A 14,329-nucleotide genomic window follows, 5' to 3' on the forward strand; every position below is an offset into this window, starting at 1 on the left:
TCTGTGCCGACAGCCCGCGCAGATGCAAATCAGAACAGACAATTACCGGGGCTTTATTTGATAACGATTATCAAATGCATATAGTAGTGAGTTTTGATAACTCATACCGCTACCCGCAGGACGACCATGTCGCGCTTCCTCACTCGCACCACTCTCTCAGTGATCCTTACGCTTATGATCAATCCTACCTTCGCCGGGGCTGACAGCCCGTCAACCGCCACTGCCAATGCCACCGCTCCAACAGCCAGCAGCTGGCCTGAAGTCACACTGGATAACACCCGGCAGTTCATTCTGGACTCCCGGCAGACAGGCCGCAGTTACCGAATTCTGGTGGCGGTGCCGGACTCGCCGGTGCCGGACGGAGGCTTTCCGGTGGTGTATTCATTGGATGGCAACACCACCTTCCCACTGTGGAAAGTGATGGCAGAGCGCTTGCAGCAGCGCGGTCAGGCCCGCGGAGCGATTGTGGTCGGCATTACCGCAGCGGAAGGAGACAAGGCGCAACTGGTGGCCCGTGCCGAAGATTACACGCCACCGGCAGCCAATATGGACAAAACCGGCGATCAGTCTGGCTCCCGGCAAGGCGGAGCTGATCGCTTTCTGGCCTTTATCGAGCAGGAGCTGAAACCGCAGATTGAGCAGCACTTCGCCATCAATCGCCATCAGCAGACGCTGTTTGGCCATTCCTACGGCGGACTTTTCACTCTGCATACGCTGTTTACTCACCCGGAGTATTTCCAGCGCTATGTCGCAGCCAGCCCGTCGATCTGGTGGAACGAGCGCTATGTATTGTCTGAGCGCAACGGTTTTGCGGACAGACTTGCCGGTCTGGCCCAGCCCGTGACACTGATGCTGACAGTCGGCAGTGAGGAGCAGACAGCTCCGGCCAGCATGAAAGCGGAACGTGCGCAGATGCTGCAAAAACGCGCGCAGGTGGATAACGTCAAGCAGCTATTCAGTGATTTGCAGCAGACAGTGGCAGCGGAGAGCGCCGGCAAACTGCAGCTCGGCCTGCATATTTTTCCCGGCGAGAACCATATGAGTGCAATGCCCGAAGCCATTAATCGGGCAGTGGAATTTGTTTACGGCGGTCAGCCCTGACCAACGGAATGCCAGCAGCGATCAGTGGACTGGCATGACTTTCTGCAAGAGTTCAAATGGCTGCACGCCCACCCGTCCCGCTACATCACTCAGCGACTCCTGAGCAGAGGTCACCTTATAGCCTTGCGCGTTCAACTGCTGCAACAACTGATCTGGCGACTGCTGCAGTAACGGCGCCAGATCAGCCAGCGGCGCACTGACCACCAGACTGACGATACGAAAAGCCGGATTACCACCGCCGCCACTGCCAGCTGCAGCGCTGAAGGCGAACGGAAGAGCCGCTACCAGCGACAGTAACAGCGGGATCCACAACCAGCCTTTACGCAAATAGTTGAGCAATGCCCCCCAGTTTTTCCACAGATGCAGTGCAAATGGCAGGATCAGTACCATGCTCAGCCATTCATGCATGGAATGAAAAGCTGACGAAGCCCAGTGGAAGAACAGGGCAATACCCGAGACCAGGGAGACCAGAAACAGTCCGGTAGTAAAGGGAGTAGCGTATCGGTTGATCAGGTGTTTCATCGCAGCATCCTTGATTTGTCAGATCAGTAGTCATTTCGGCCAGATAACTGTCGCAGGGCAGGACTTCCACGGGGTTATCACCAGAAAACCGGCAGGCCATGTAGTCATCATCGTCAGGGAATCCGGTGAGTAATGTCCTGACCTCAGTCAATCTCAAACAAGTCATCCTGCCGCTGTCATGGCACGTAACAAAAAAGCCCTGCAAACAGCAGGGCTTTCAGCGTGCAGTGACGGCGGCTACGGCGTGCCTGCCGCCACCAGATCCTGTGGCGCACCGCCCAGCGCCTGATACAGCGTCATCATATTGCTCAGCTGGTTATAGCGATTTTTAACCAGTGCCAGTTCGGCAGTACGACGGGTTTCCTGCTGATCCAGCCAGTCCTGTACGCCAGTGGCGCCCGCACGATAGCGTGTTTCGGCGACCTGCTCCGCCTGACGGGCCAGATCATAAGAGCGCTGCAAGGCCACCTCCTGCTGCAGGTAGTGTTTGCGTGCCGACAGCGCATTTTCCACATCCTGCATCGCTTCATAAAGCGACTGACGGAACTCGACCACTGCCTGCTCGTATGTCGCATCCGCAATCTGATTGTTCAGCCTGGCCTGATTCCACTCAACAAAGGGCAGTGACAGCCCTGCTCCCAGGGTCGCCACCGGGTTCTGCAGCAGGTTCAGCAGCTGTGTACTACTGGTGCCGAGTGCTGCGGTCAGGCTGAAACTGGGGTAATAGCTGGCGCGGGTGTTATCGGCATCGGCCAGCGATTCACGCAGCCGCATTTCCGCTGCACGCAGGTCAGGACGGTTAGCCAGCACGGCGGCAGGCAGATCGGCCTGCAGGGCGGGCATCGTCATCGTGCTCAGCTGCTTCGGATCGGCCATCACATGCTCCGGTGCCTGGTTGAACAGGATGGCCAGTGCGTTCTGTGCTTCTGTCAGCTGTTGCTGCAGATCAGCCAGATCAGCCTTCTGGCTTTCAACATTTTGCTCTGCCTGTAGCAGGTCGAGGTTAGTGACAGCACCAGCACTGTATTTCACCCGCACCACTTCCAGACTGCGCTGGGTGTAGGCAATGCTCTGCTCGCTGGAACGGATCGCCTGATTAAGATAGGCAATCTGCCAGTACAGATCGGCGGTAGTGCCGATCAGGGTCAGTGCGGTATCAGCGCGGTCCTGCTCAGTCGCCCTGGCTTCCCATTCGGCAGAATCACGGCTGGCGGCCAGCTTGCCCCACAGATCCACCTCATAACTGAGGCTGGCAGAGGTACTGCTGCTGCGCGCTTCAGCACCGGAATCCAGATCACGCTCCTTGCTGCTGCTGGCACTGACCGAGGCATCAGGCGTCAGACTGGTGGCTTCCAGCCCTGCCTGCAGGCGGGCCTTACGCACTTTGACTGTCGCTGCAGCAAGATCGTTGTTGGTCTGCAGCGCCTTTTCGATCAGGCCGTTCAGCACCGGATCATTGAACACCTGCCACCACTGACCGGCAGCCAGTACCTTGTCACCGCTGTCCGGCTGTACCGTCCACTGTACCGGCAGCTCCACCTGTGGTCGCTGATAATCAGTGCGTACCAGCCCGGCACAGCCACTTAATCCCAGTGCCAGTATCGCGATGCTGAGCAGGCGCACAGGGTGACGCTGAGGATGGAAAATCTGTTTTCTGTTCACTGCATCACTCACGAGCAAGCGCCTCAATGGGGTCCAGTCGCGCCGCGTTGCGTGCTGGAAGAAAGCCAAACAGCACACCAATCAGCGTCGAGCAGACAAAGGCGGAAACAATAGACAGTGCTGAGAACTGCATGGACATGGCACTGACGAAATAGGAGAACACCGCCCCCACACCAAACGACAGAAGAATGCCGCAGCTGCCGCCGATCAGACAGACCAGCACCGCCTCGATCAGGAACTGCTGCATGATGTCAATCTGCCGGGCTCCCACCGCCATGCGAATGCCAATTTCGCGGGTACGTTCAGTCACCGATACCAGCATGATATTCATCACGCCGATGCCACCAACAATCAGCGAAATAACGGCAATGGCGGAAATCAGCAGGGTCAGGGTCGACGTGGTTTTCTCAACGGTTTTGAGAATGCTGTCGGAACTGCGGGTGAACACATCCTTGGTGCCATGACGGGTAGTGAGCAGCCGCTCAATGCCTGCCTGAGCGATGTCGTTGGACATCCCCTCAGTAACACGCACAGTGATGGAGCTGAAATACTGCTGCCCGGAAATCCGGTTCATCACCGAGGTGTAGGGCATCCATACATTAAGATTTTCATCGGTGAAGGCCGAATCCTTCTCTGCCGCCACGCCGACAATGGTCACCGGCACGCTGCCAGCAAGAATGGTCTGCCCGACCGGATTACCGCCGTGGGGGAACAGCTTCTTCCGGGTGTTCTGATCAATCACCGCTACCTGCGCCAGATTCCTGATATCGAAATCGGTCAGCGCGCGGCCACTTTCCATGGTCATGTCCTTAACACGAAAATACGCCTCGCCAACCCCTTTGATGGAGGCACTGACGACGATGTCGTGGTAACGCAGCTGCTGGCTGTCTGAGATGTTCGGCGTCAGGCTGTCGACATAAACCTGCGCCTGCAGGGCGGCAAGGTCAGCAGGCACCAGGGTTTCTACCTTGCTGGAGCGGATATCACCCCAGCCGGTACCGGGATAAATATCGATGGTATTGGTGCCAATGGAGTTAATGTCGTTGATGACCTTCTGTTTGGCTCCCTGCCCCACGGCGACCACACTGACCACTGCCATAATGCCAATGATGATACCCAGCATCGTCAGCAGGGTACGCAGGCGGTTGGACGCCATAGCAATCAGAGCCATCTTGAAGGCTTCGATGAACAGGCCAAGCTGAGTCCGCCAACGGCTGAAGTTGCTCTGCTGCCGTAAGGCGCGAGGGGCAGCCGCCAGTGGCTCAGGCGCATCAGGATTGGGCTCGTCTGACAGAATTTCACCGTCCTGAATACGGATAATTCGCTGAGCCTGACTGGCCACATCGGCATCATGGGTCACCAGAATGATGGTATGCCCCTGCGCATGCAGCTCTCGCAGGATGTTCATCACCTCATAACCGCTTTTGCTGTCCAGCGCGCCGGTGGGTTCATCGGCCAGGATCACTTCCCCACCGTTCATCAGCGCACGGGCAATGCTGACGCGCTGCTGCTGCCCACCGGACAACTGGCTGGGACGGTGATGAGTACGGTCCGCCAGACCCAGCCGCTCAAGCAAAGACTCGGCGCGGGCAATACGCTGCAGCCGGTCATTACCGGAATACACCGCGGGCATCTCCACATTGCCTGTTGCATCCAGATGGGACAGCAGGTGATAGCGCTGAAAGATAAAGCCGAAATAATCCCGGCGCAGTGCCGCCAGCTCATCACTGCTGAGGCTGCCGGTTTCCTTGCCATCAACCCGGTAACTGCCTGAGGTTGGACGATCCAGGCAGCCAAGAATATTCATCAGGGTCGACTTACCCGACCCCGAGGCCCCCATGATGGCGACCATTTCACCGGCATAGATCTTCAGGTTCAGCGACTTGAGGATACGCACCTGTTCTTCGCCCGACTGAAAACTGCGCTCCAGATCGGTGACTTCAAGTAATGCTCTGCTCATGGCTTATCCTCGTGGGCCGCCACCACCTGGGGGTGGTCCGCCGAACCCACCGTGACTGTCCTCAGAGGCGGTTGCCCTGGCCGCCGTCAGCGAATCCCCCACCACTACCTGATCACCGTCGCTCAGCCCTTCCAGCACCTGAATATAGATGTTGTCCTTGAGGCCGGTCGTAATCACCCGGCTCTCAGGATGACCATGATCCAGCACCCGCACTTCATACCTGCCCTGTCCCTTGCTGTCACCCAGTACCGACAGCGGTATCGCCAGCGCCTCTTTTGCCTCGCCGAGTACGATAGACACCTGTGCCGTCATGAAGATACGCAGCTTGTGCTCCGGATTGGGCACATCAAACTGGCCGTTGTAATAGGTAGCTGAAGAGCTGATGGTGGTCGCCGAGGTGTCATCATCGGTGATGGATTCAGGCGCCGGATCGACGGAGCGCAGCTTGCCGTCATAACGGGTATCCGGGTCACCCAGCACACTGAAGTACACCGGCATCTGTGGTTTGACCTTAATGACATCAGCTTCGGAAATTTCCGCCTTGATCGTCATGGTATCGAGGTTGGCCAGAATCAGAATGGTCGGCGCAGACTGGGTAGAGACCAGTGTCTGCCCTTCATCCGCTTCAACGGCCACCACCACGCCGTCCATCGGTGCCAGAATCTGGGTATAACTCAGGTTTGTTTTGGCCGTATCGACCGAAATCTTGGCCTGAGTGATCTGTGCATCCAGCGCTTCAATATCCGCTTTGGTGCTGTCCAGACTGGCCCTGGCGCTCTCCAGATCGGACTGGGCAGCGGCGTCGCTACGGCTCATTTTCTGCTGCCGTTTGTATTCCAGCTCATACTGCTTCAACAGCGCCTGCTTCGAACGCTTCTGTGCCTGCACATTATCCAGCTCGGCCTCAGCATCCTTGAGGTCGTTCTCCTTCACTGACGGATCGATCACCGCCAGCAGCTGACCTTTCTTGACCGAATCACCCAGCGACACTTTCAGTGACTGCAGCTGCCCCGATACCTGCGCACCGACATCGACCTGCTTGTAGGCGTTGAGTACCCCAGTGGATGAAACGGTCTCCTGAATATCACGCTTCTCCACCGGCACGGTGACAAATACAGGTGGCTTCGGCGCGAACCAGTCACGAAAGAACCAGGCGCCAGCCGCTGCGATCAGCAGCAACAACGCCAGGCTAAACACATATCGGCGGGTTTTCTTTTGCATGGATAGTTAAATCTCAAAGTAGGGTCAGCACAGAAACATTTTTGATGCCGGCAGTATCCAGAGCGCTTTGTAAAGTAGCAACGAGGATATAACGCGAATTGTTTCAGGCTTTTGAGGCAGCTCAACCGTGCTCGCCACAAGCCAGTCAGCATCAGTACTTGCCGCAGTTATACGGTGTCACACAGGCACAATCTGAACGCCAGACAACGCACTCAAATGCGTCAGACTCAGGTCATGACGTCATGTTGCTATCAGCAAGACGAATAACAGCCGGAGCGGTCAAAGATAGAAGGACAGAAAAACCAGCGAGGCGGCTACTACATTAGCGCTGCACGACGGATGAGATCAGGAACACAAAGAGGGGTAGATCAGGAGGGAAAATTCTCGGGGCCACTGAAGGCCCCAAAAATAGTGCGCCATACGGCTGGCCTGCTCACATCCTTTAGATAGATTGTTCTTACATAAAGGAGTTGGTTGACTGTTGCAGTCGTTGAGCTTGCCACATCACCCGCAGGTGACGTCCGTCGCGCTTAGTGGCTGCTGGACAGCTTGGGCAGTTCAACACGGAACAGGGATTTGATCTTGGCTTTCAGTGCAGCACCCAGCTCAGCCATGTACTCGTAACGCAGCTGCTTGGACAGTTCAACGTAGTATTCAGTATCAACGTTGCCGTTGCTATCCAGTTTCACACCTGACTGAGACAGGTAGTACTGAGTATCGATGTTGCCTTTGGCATCCAGTTTCAGTTCATAGGTAGACATCATATTCACTCCGTTGGGAAAGGTGTTTGATCACTTTGTACGCAGCCTATACTAATGTCTAAGTGACTATTGAAAAAGCGAACCTTTCTAAGCAGAATGCTGAGTTTATTTCACCAGTCAAGGTAACATCATGCGCCGTCTGCCACCGCTCAATGCCTTGCGTGTTTTCGAGTCATCCGCCCGCAACTGTAGCTTTGCAGCGGCTGCGGAGGAACTTTTTGTAACAGCCTCCGCAGTCAGCCACCAGATCAAAACGCTTGAGGAATATTTGGGAGTTTCCCTATTCAGCCGCAACAAGCGAAAGGTAGAGCTGACGCCTGCTGGCGAGCAATACCTGACCTCTATCAAGCATGCGCTGGATGAAATCGAGGTCGCGACACAACGCCTGACGGCCAATCTGGAAACCAACGTGGTCACCATCAGCGTGGCTCCCAACTTTCTTACCCGCTGGCTGATGCCGCGCATGGCACGCTTTCAGGAGAAATACCCGGACATCGAGCTGCAGATCAATGCCTCCATGGGCCTGATCGACTTCAACCGCTCCAATACCGATATGGCGGTGTATTTCGGCAACGGCGAATGGGAAGACATCGAAGTGCACTTCCTGCGCAACGTCATGCTGGTACCTGTATGCAGCCCACGCCTGATGAAGGGCCGCTTTCCGCTGAATAAACCGGAAGACTTGCGCCACCACACCCTTATCTACGTCAACAAGCGCAAATACGAGTGGGAGAACTGGCTGGAGCAGGCTGGGGTCGCCTTTATTACCCCGAAAGGCAGCTTGCAGCTGTCCAGCAGTCAGCTGGCCACCGCCGCCGCACAGGAAGGTCTGGGCGTGGCGCTGGCCGACAGCACCCTGACCTCAAGAGAAATCAGCTCCGGCCACCTGCTGGTACCGTTCGACATCATGCTCGATACCCACAAGGCGTTTTATCTGGTGTACCGCAAGCACCGCCCACTGACGGCAGGTATGAAAGCCTTCAAGGAATGGCTGATCAGTGAAATGCAGGCACCGGATGCCAATGACCCGGTCGGTGAGGAATGGGAGGAATAAAAGAAGGGACAACGCTAAGGAGAGCCCGGTCAGGCTCTCCAGCGCGCATCATGATCAGGCGTTAAACCAGCCCAGTTTGATCACGAACAGTACTGACAGAATAACCAGTGCCGGGTTCAGTTCACGCCAGCGGCCAGACAGCGCTTTCATTGCGGTCCAGGCGATAAAACCGAAGGCGATGCCGTTGGCAATGGAGTAAGTGAACGGCATGGCCAGCGCAGTGACCACTACCGGGGCAGCAACTGTAATGTCATCCCATTCGATCTCCGCCAGACCGGATGTCATCAATACGGCGACATACAGCAATGCAGGTGCTGTCGCGAACGCAGGCACACTGCCCGCCAGCGGTGCAAAGAACAGCGCCAGCAGGAACAGCAGTGCCACAACAACGGCGGTCAGACCGGTACGACCACCGGCACTCACTCCCGCAGCCGATTCGATATAGCTGGTGGTGGTGGAGGTACCCAGCAGCGAACCGCTCATGGCCGCCGTACTGTCAGCAATCAGAGCGCGACCCATCTTCGGCAGATGACCGTCTTTTCCCATCAGTCCGGCGCGCTTGGCCACGCCAATCAGGGTGCCTGAGTTGTCGAACAGATCCACAAACAGGAAGGCGAATACCACACTGAACAAGCCGATATTCAGGGCACCGGCGATATCCAGCTGCAGGAAGGTGGGTGCCAGACTGGGGGGCATGGACACCACACCACCAAACTGCGATACGCCCATGGCGATGGCGGCAAAGGTTACGGCCAGAATGCCGATCATCACCGCACCGGTCACTTTACGTGCTTCCAGCGCCACGATCAGGATAAAGCCCAGTGCCGCCAGAATGGGTTCAGGCTGTGTCAGGTCACCCATGCCTACCAGTGTGGCGGGGTTATCGACCACCAGCTTGGCGTTCTGCAGGGCAATCAGCGCCAGAAACAGGCCGATACCGGCAGCAATGGCGGAGCGCAGTGCCAGCGGAATGCTGTTGATGATCCATTCGCGTATGCGGAACAGCGACAGCACGAAGAACATGGTGGCCGACAGGAAGACCGCACCCAGTGCGACCTGCCAGGTGTAGCCCATGTGCAGGACTACCGTGTAGGTAAAGAAAGCATTAAGACCCATCCCTGGTGCCAGCGCGATAGGGTAGTTGGCAATCAGGCCCATGACGGCCGAACCAAAAGCCGCGGCCAGACAGGTGGCAACAAACACTGCGCCTTTGTCCATGCCGGTCGCCCCCAGAATGCTGGGGTTGACGAACAGGATGTAGGCCATAGTCAGGAAGGTGGTGATCCCGGCGAGAATTTCGGTACTGACCCGCGTATTGTGGGCTTTCAGTTGAAACAGCTTTTCCAGCATCGTTTTTCACAACTCCAGAGTGGGCTCCGGCTGGCAGGAAAAACCTGACCAACCAGATGGTCAAAATTCAGACCGCGCATAATACCAGCCAGACTGAGACAGTCGAGTGAAAAAACCTGTAACACCCTGACTGCCGTTCATCCGCTCTGTATTTTTGGTCGGTGCTGCTGCCAACTCAGAGTACAATGGCTGACTTTCCGACTACTGCGTGAGCCCTGCCATGTCTGCCGATACTGAAAACAACGCCCCTACCCGCCTGTCCAAAGTGGTCATGGCGCTGGTGCCCTGCTCCCGTCGCGAGGCCGAACAGTATATTGAAGGTGGCTGGGTACTGGTGAACGGCAAGGTCATCGATGAGCCCTACTTCAAGATTGAAGATCAGCAGGTCGAGCTGCACCCCGATGCCAACCTGACCCCTATCGAACCAGCCACCCTGATCATGAACCTGCCTGCCGAGCTGAGCAGTTCACCCACTGGCGGTCTTGCCATGTCGCTGCTGATTCTGGAAAACCAGTGGGCAGAAGACAATTCAGGCATCTTCGCCCTGCGCAAGCACTTCACCAAACAGACCTATCTGCTGCCCTTGCAGGAAGGCGCCAGTGGTCTGGCGCTGTTCAGTCAGGACTGGCGCACCGTGCGCAAGGCCACTGAAGATGCGGGCAAGATCGAGCAGGAATATGTGATAGAAGTCAGTGACGACCGCTCGCAGATCGACCCCGGCGAAGATGAGGTCAATGCCTTTATCCTGCGCAAGCTCAATCACGGTATGAATATGAACGGCCGCTCCCTGCCGCGCGCCAAGATCAGCTGGCAGAGCGAAAACCGTCTGCGTTTTGCCATCAAGGCGCCCGAACCCGGTCAGCTGCGTTTTATGTGTGAAAGCGTTGGCTTGCAGGTGCTCAGTATCAAACGCATCCGCCTTGGTGGTACGTCCATGGGCAAGCTGCCGAGCGAGCAGTGGCGTTACGTGACAGCCAAAGAGCGGCTGTAATCAGCAGGGTAAAGCGGAATCAATTGCCAGCGGCCACCGGCCATCAACACAACAGGCGACCCAAGGGTCGCCTGTTGTGCTTTTACGGGACGGGACGTGAACCAGCCCGTCTTTAACTAACGCACCAGCTGCAGGAAGTGCATGTGCTTCTCATACTTGTCGAGCACATCACTGATGATGTGGTCACGGGTGTAGCCATACACATCGTAGTTCTGCCCGCCTTCGCTGAGGAACACCTCGGCACGGAAGTAGCGGCGCTTCTCTTCCTGCTCGCGCGTCTCGGTCAGCAGGAAGGACGGTGGCACATAGGGACGGGCACGCACACCGTAGATAAAGTCCATTTCTTCACCGTGCTGTACCTCCAGTGCAATGCGATCATCCTTCACCTTCACCTCGACCTCATAGCCCTGCGCCTGATATTCCTCCGCCATTTCCCGCAGTACAGGCTCAACGTCCTGTTTGAGGAAACCCCGCACCTCATCGCGGTTGGGGAAGCTGGAAATGGTCTTGATACGCTGCTTCCAGGTCAGGGCTTTACTGGCCGGGATACCGCCTAGCGGTGCAGGCGCACTCAGCGAGGTCTGCACGGCAGCACGTTTGGTGCTGTCCAGAATCAGCGCCTTGTGCAGGCCATAACAGGCCACCAGCAGAATTGCAGCAAAGGGCAGCGCACTCACGATAGTGGCGGTTTGCAAAGCACTCAGGCCACCGGCCAGCAACAGCGCAATCGCCACGATACCTTCGGTACTGGCCCAGAACACCCGCTGCCAGATCGGCGTATTGTCATCACCGCCTGATGCCAGCATATCCACCACCATTGAACCGGAATCAGACGAGGTCACGAAGAACACCACCACCATGATGGTCGCCAGCACTGACAGCACGCCAGAAAACGGGAACTGCTCAAGGAAAGCAAACAATGCCAGCGCCGTGTTGTTATTGACCGTGTCTCCCAGACTGCTCAGCCCCTGATCAAGAATCATATGGATAGCGGTATTACCGAACACCGTCATCCACATCAGGGTAAAGCCAGCCGGCACAAACAGCACCCCAAGTACAAACTGACGGATCGTGCGACCACGGGAAATGCGGGCGATGAACATGCCGACAAAAGGTGACCAGGCAATCCACCAGCCCCAGTAGAACAGGGTCCAGCCACCAATCCAGTCGTTGGGTTTGTAGGCATATAAGTCAAGTTTCCAGCCCGTCAAACATCTTCCTCCGACAAAACGCAATAGGAAAACATCATTTTTCGGAGGCTATATGAAGAAAATTATCGCAGTCACCAACTCAAAAGGCGGAGTCGGCAAATCCACAACGGTTGTTAATCTGGCAGCGCTCCTTGCCGACGCTGGCTTACGGACTCTCATCGTTGACCTGGATATTCAGCCCACAGCGAGCAGTTATTTCCATCTGACGTCGGAAGCCCCTTTTGGCATTAGCGAACTACTGAGCCAAAACCTGTCTCCGTCCGATCAGATCATTTCCAGGACCAGTATCGACGGACTGGACCTCGTAAAGTCCAACGATCCATCAGGCTCGTTAGGGACGTCACTTTTGCATGCCCCCGATGGTCGCATTCGATTACGGCGCCTCCTGACCCGGTTCGACTACGACATCATCCTGCTAGATACCCAAGGTGCCCGAAGCGTTGTGCTGGACATGGCAATGCTAGCTGCGGACTTGGTGGTATCTCCAGTTACAACTGCAACGTTAAGCGCTCGCGAATTCATTCGGGGAATGGGTCAACTGTATTCGGAATTGACGCCGATGGCAGAGGCTATGGGGATAACCATCCCTACCATGCAGATTCTGCTGAATCAGATAGACAACACCAACAACAGCACCATGGTCACCGAGCTCATTAAGAGTATGGCGACGGAGGAATGCTGGTTCACGGTACTACAGACAGAAGTCCCCGACCTGGTGGCCTACAAAAATGCCAGTGCATTAGGCGTGGCTGCACATCGATACGAACCCAAACGCCCCGCAGGCCGTCAGGCCCCTTCATGCCTTGAAAGCATGGTTGATCTTGCTCTGGAGCTGCTGCCAGAGCATGAGGCAACGATTACAGCCTACTGCAAGACCCTGAAGTAAGGACGCCATCATGAAATACATCATGTTAGGTGTCCCGATGGGACAGGGGGTACGCCATTTCCCCGTCATATTCCCGGATCTGTTCAGTCATGAACAGATGGCTGAGGCCGCCCAATTATTGCCAGGGCTGGCCAACAGCTCGGTGGTTTCAGCCGGGCTATGCAATATCGATGTGACCTGTTACGGCGACAGCCCGTCATTGCAGCGGGCCAGCCGCAGCGTCGATACCCGCATCATCAATACCTATTCCCTGCTACACGGGTTTGCCGATCTGGCTGACCTGCCGCCCGGTCTGCAGTCCCTCGTCCCTCACAAGGAGTCACACCATGACTAATGCCTCCCTGTTTAGTCCGTTGTTCACCCTGAGCAGCCAGGATCTGGTACGCCATTACCAGCAGGCCATCGAGTACCTGCTTCCTGTTGCCCTCCTGGACACGGAGGGTGCTCGTGTCACTGCCCAGGTGCTGCTGTCAGCCTATAACGGCGATGACTATCAGCTGGACATCACTGATCTCGGACGGTTTGGTGCCGGTGAGGACGCGATCATGAACGCCATCCTGACCGTGGTTTACGCACGAGCACGTACTGGAATAAAGCCTCAGGGGCTGATCGATAACGGCGATGCCCTCTTTTATGCGTTGGTCCAGCGCTGGAATGTGCTGCATGCCAGCGTTCGCATTCAGCACCAGTACCACAAGTATGGCTGGCAGGCCCCGATGCAGTCCATGGGCCCCGAGGTGCTCAATCACCATTACCAGCAGGCGGTAGAGCGCCTGCTGGCCTCGGCCCAGCAGGAGACCAGCTTGGGACGTATCGCCGCCCAGATACTGCTCTCGGCGTATGACGGTACGTATTACCAGTGGAATATTGCCCGCCTGTCACTCGCTCTTGACGCGAAAGAGGAGCTGCTAAGCGCCATCCTGATGGTGGTTTACGCACGGGCGTGCACGGGAAAAGGGCCTCAGGAGCTGATCGACGACGGCGATGCCCGCTTTGCAGCCCTGGTCACACGCTGGCCTCAGCTGTCACTCTCAGCGCTCATTGAACGCCTCGGCTATGTCCATGGTCAGGAGGTGTGCCATGACTAGGTCGTTCTCTTCACACTTTTTCCACTTCCCGCTGTCGTTGGAGCATGAAGAGGCGCTGGATCAGGACTACCCCGCCGCGGTGGAGCAGTTGCTGGCCAGCACAGAGGGGCAGCACGGCGAGGCAACCATCCGTTGCCTGCTGGCGTTTTACGCTGGCGATCTGCCCTATTTCAAGCAACTGGAAGCTCACGATCAATCAGCGTTCTTCAACGTGCTGTATGGCTACGCGGCTACAGGCCGCCTGCCCCATCAGGTCATCTTCGCTGGGGACGACCGCTTTCAGGCGTTGTGGGCACGTCACGCCCAGACGCCCCGATCTGCGGAGCGCACCAACATCGATGCTCTGCCCCGAACCGTCTTTGACGGGCCCCCTGACACCCCACTGTCCCATGACGTGATGCTGGCCTTCCGGGCACGCCAGCATCACGCCGTGGCTCCGTTTCATTCGCGCTAGAAGGACTTTGGCATGACTCACCACGACTCGATTTCACCCTGGATGCGATCAACACCCCCAACGTCGAC

Annotated in this window: 14 protein-coding genes; 7 read left to right on the forward strand and 7 right to left on the reverse strand. The window is 56.6% G+C overall.

All coding sequences use genetic code 11. The features are described from left to right. The first annotated feature begins 174 nt into the window (after positions 1–174). Complete coding sequence (locus QCD60_RS29265; protein ID WP_279790926.1) at positions 175–1,101, forward strand: alpha/beta hydrolase-fold protein; 927 nt, start codon at positions 175–177, stop codon at positions 1,099–1,101. A 21-nt stretch (positions 1,102–1,122) separates the two neighbouring features. Here the strand turns inward: QCD60_RS29265 and QCD60_RS29270 are convergent, their stop codons facing one another. From QCD60_RS29270 to QCD60_RS29290, 5 genes are all read right to left on the reverse strand, one after another. Next, a complete protein-coding gene (locus tag QCD60_RS29270) occupies positions 1,123–1,623 on the reverse strand; it encodes a hypothetical protein (protein WP_279790929.1) in 501 nt (166 codons plus the stop codon). 237 nt (positions 1,624–1,860) lie between these two features. Further along, complete coding sequence (locus tag QCD60_RS29275) at positions 1,861–3,285, reverse strand: efflux transporter outer membrane subunit (RefSeq protein WP_279790931.1); 1,425 nt, start codon at positions 3,283–3,285, stop codon at positions 1,861–1,863. A gap of 4 nt (positions 3,286–3,289) precedes the next feature. Then, positions 3,290–5,245 carry a MacB family efflux pump subunit gene (locus tag QCD60_RS29280; RefSeq protein WP_279790933.1) on the reverse strand — a complete coding sequence of 652 codons (1,956 nt, stop codon included), beginning with the start codon at positions 5,243–5,245 and terminating at the stop codon, positions 3,290–3,292. Between the two features lie 3 nt (positions 5,246–5,248). Beyond that, positions 5,249–6,466, reverse strand: coding sequence for a macrolide transporter subunit MacA (macA, locus tag QCD60_RS29285; protein WP_279790935.1), 1,218 nt, complete (start codon positions 6,464–6,466; stop codon positions 5,249–5,251). A gap of 530 nt (positions 6,467–6,996) precedes the next feature. Continuing rightward, a complete protein-coding gene (locus QCD60_RS29290) occupies positions 6,997–7,230 on the reverse strand; it encodes a hypothetical protein (protein ID WP_104155291.1) in 234 nt (77 codons plus the stop codon). A gap of 127 nt (positions 7,231–7,357) precedes the next feature. Here QCD60_RS29290 and gcvA point away from each other — a divergent pair, with 127 nt between their 5' ends. Continuing rightward, positions 7,358–8,281 carry a transcriptional regulator GcvA gene (gcvA, locus tag QCD60_RS29295; RefSeq protein WP_279790939.1) on the forward strand — a complete coding sequence of 308 codons (924 nt, stop codon included), beginning with the start codon at positions 7,358–7,360 and terminating at the stop codon, positions 8,279–8,281. Positions 8,282–8,335: 54 nt separating this feature from the next. On the opposite strand, the gene QCD60_RS29300 is transcribed toward gcvA, so the two are convergent. Next, complete coding sequence (locus QCD60_RS29300) at positions 8,336–9,631, reverse strand: NCS2 family permease (RefSeq protein ID WP_279790941.1); 1,296 nt, start codon at positions 9,629–9,631, stop codon at positions 8,336–8,338. A 220-nt stretch (positions 9,632–9,851) separates the two neighbouring features. On the opposite strand from QCD60_RS29300, the gene QCD60_RS29305 reads away from it, so the two are divergent. Then, positions 9,852–10,622, forward strand: coding sequence for an RNA pseudouridine synthase (locus QCD60_RS29305; RefSeq protein WP_279790943.1), 771 nt, complete (start codon positions 9,852–9,854; stop codon positions 10,620–10,622). Positions 10,623–10,738: 116 nt separating this feature from the next. Here QCD60_RS29305 and QCD60_RS29310 read toward each other — a convergent pair whose 3' ends face one another. After that, the gene (locus tag QCD60_RS29310) at positions 10,739–11,833 is read right to left on the reverse strand and encodes a BCCT family transporter (protein WP_279790945.1); all 1,095 of its coding nucleotides are present in this window, start codon (positions 11,831–11,833) and stop codon (positions 10,739–10,741) included. A gap of 52 nt (positions 11,834–11,885) precedes the next feature. Between QCD60_RS29310 and QCD60_RS29315 the strand changes: the two genes are divergently transcribed. From QCD60_RS29315 to QCD60_RS29330, 4 genes are read left to right on the forward strand one after another with little or no spacing between them, the layout of a single operon-like run. Continuing rightward, positions 11,886–12,719, forward strand: coding sequence for a ParA family protein (locus QCD60_RS29315; protein WP_279790947.1), 834 nt, complete (start codon positions 11,886–11,888; stop codon positions 12,717–12,719). Between the two features lie 10 nt (positions 12,720–12,729). After that, positions 12,730–13,053, forward strand: a complete 324-nt coding sequence (locus QCD60_RS29320; protein WP_279788015.1) for a hypothetical protein — start codon at positions 12,730–12,732, stop codon at positions 13,051–13,053. Next, positions 13,046–13,807, forward strand: coding sequence for a hypothetical protein (locus QCD60_RS29325; protein WP_279788014.1), 762 nt, complete (start codon positions 13,046–13,048; stop codon positions 13,805–13,807). The genes QCD60_RS29320 and QCD60_RS29325 overlap by 8 nt, the downstream gene beginning before the upstream one ends. Next, the gene (locus tag QCD60_RS29330) at positions 13,800–14,261 is read left to right on the forward strand and encodes a hypothetical protein (RefSeq protein ID WP_279788013.1); all 462 of its coding nucleotides are present in this window, start codon (positions 13,800–13,802) and stop codon (positions 14,259–14,261) included. The genes QCD60_RS29325 and QCD60_RS29330 overlap by 8 nt, the downstream gene beginning before the upstream one ends. Positions 14,262–14,329 lie beyond the last annotated feature (68 nt).

The sequence above is a fragment of the Pokkaliibacter sp. MBI-7 genome (assembly GCF_029846635.1).
Classification (GTDB): domain Bacteria; phylum Pseudomonadota; class Gammaproteobacteria; order Pseudomonadales; family Balneatricaceae; genus Pokkaliibacter.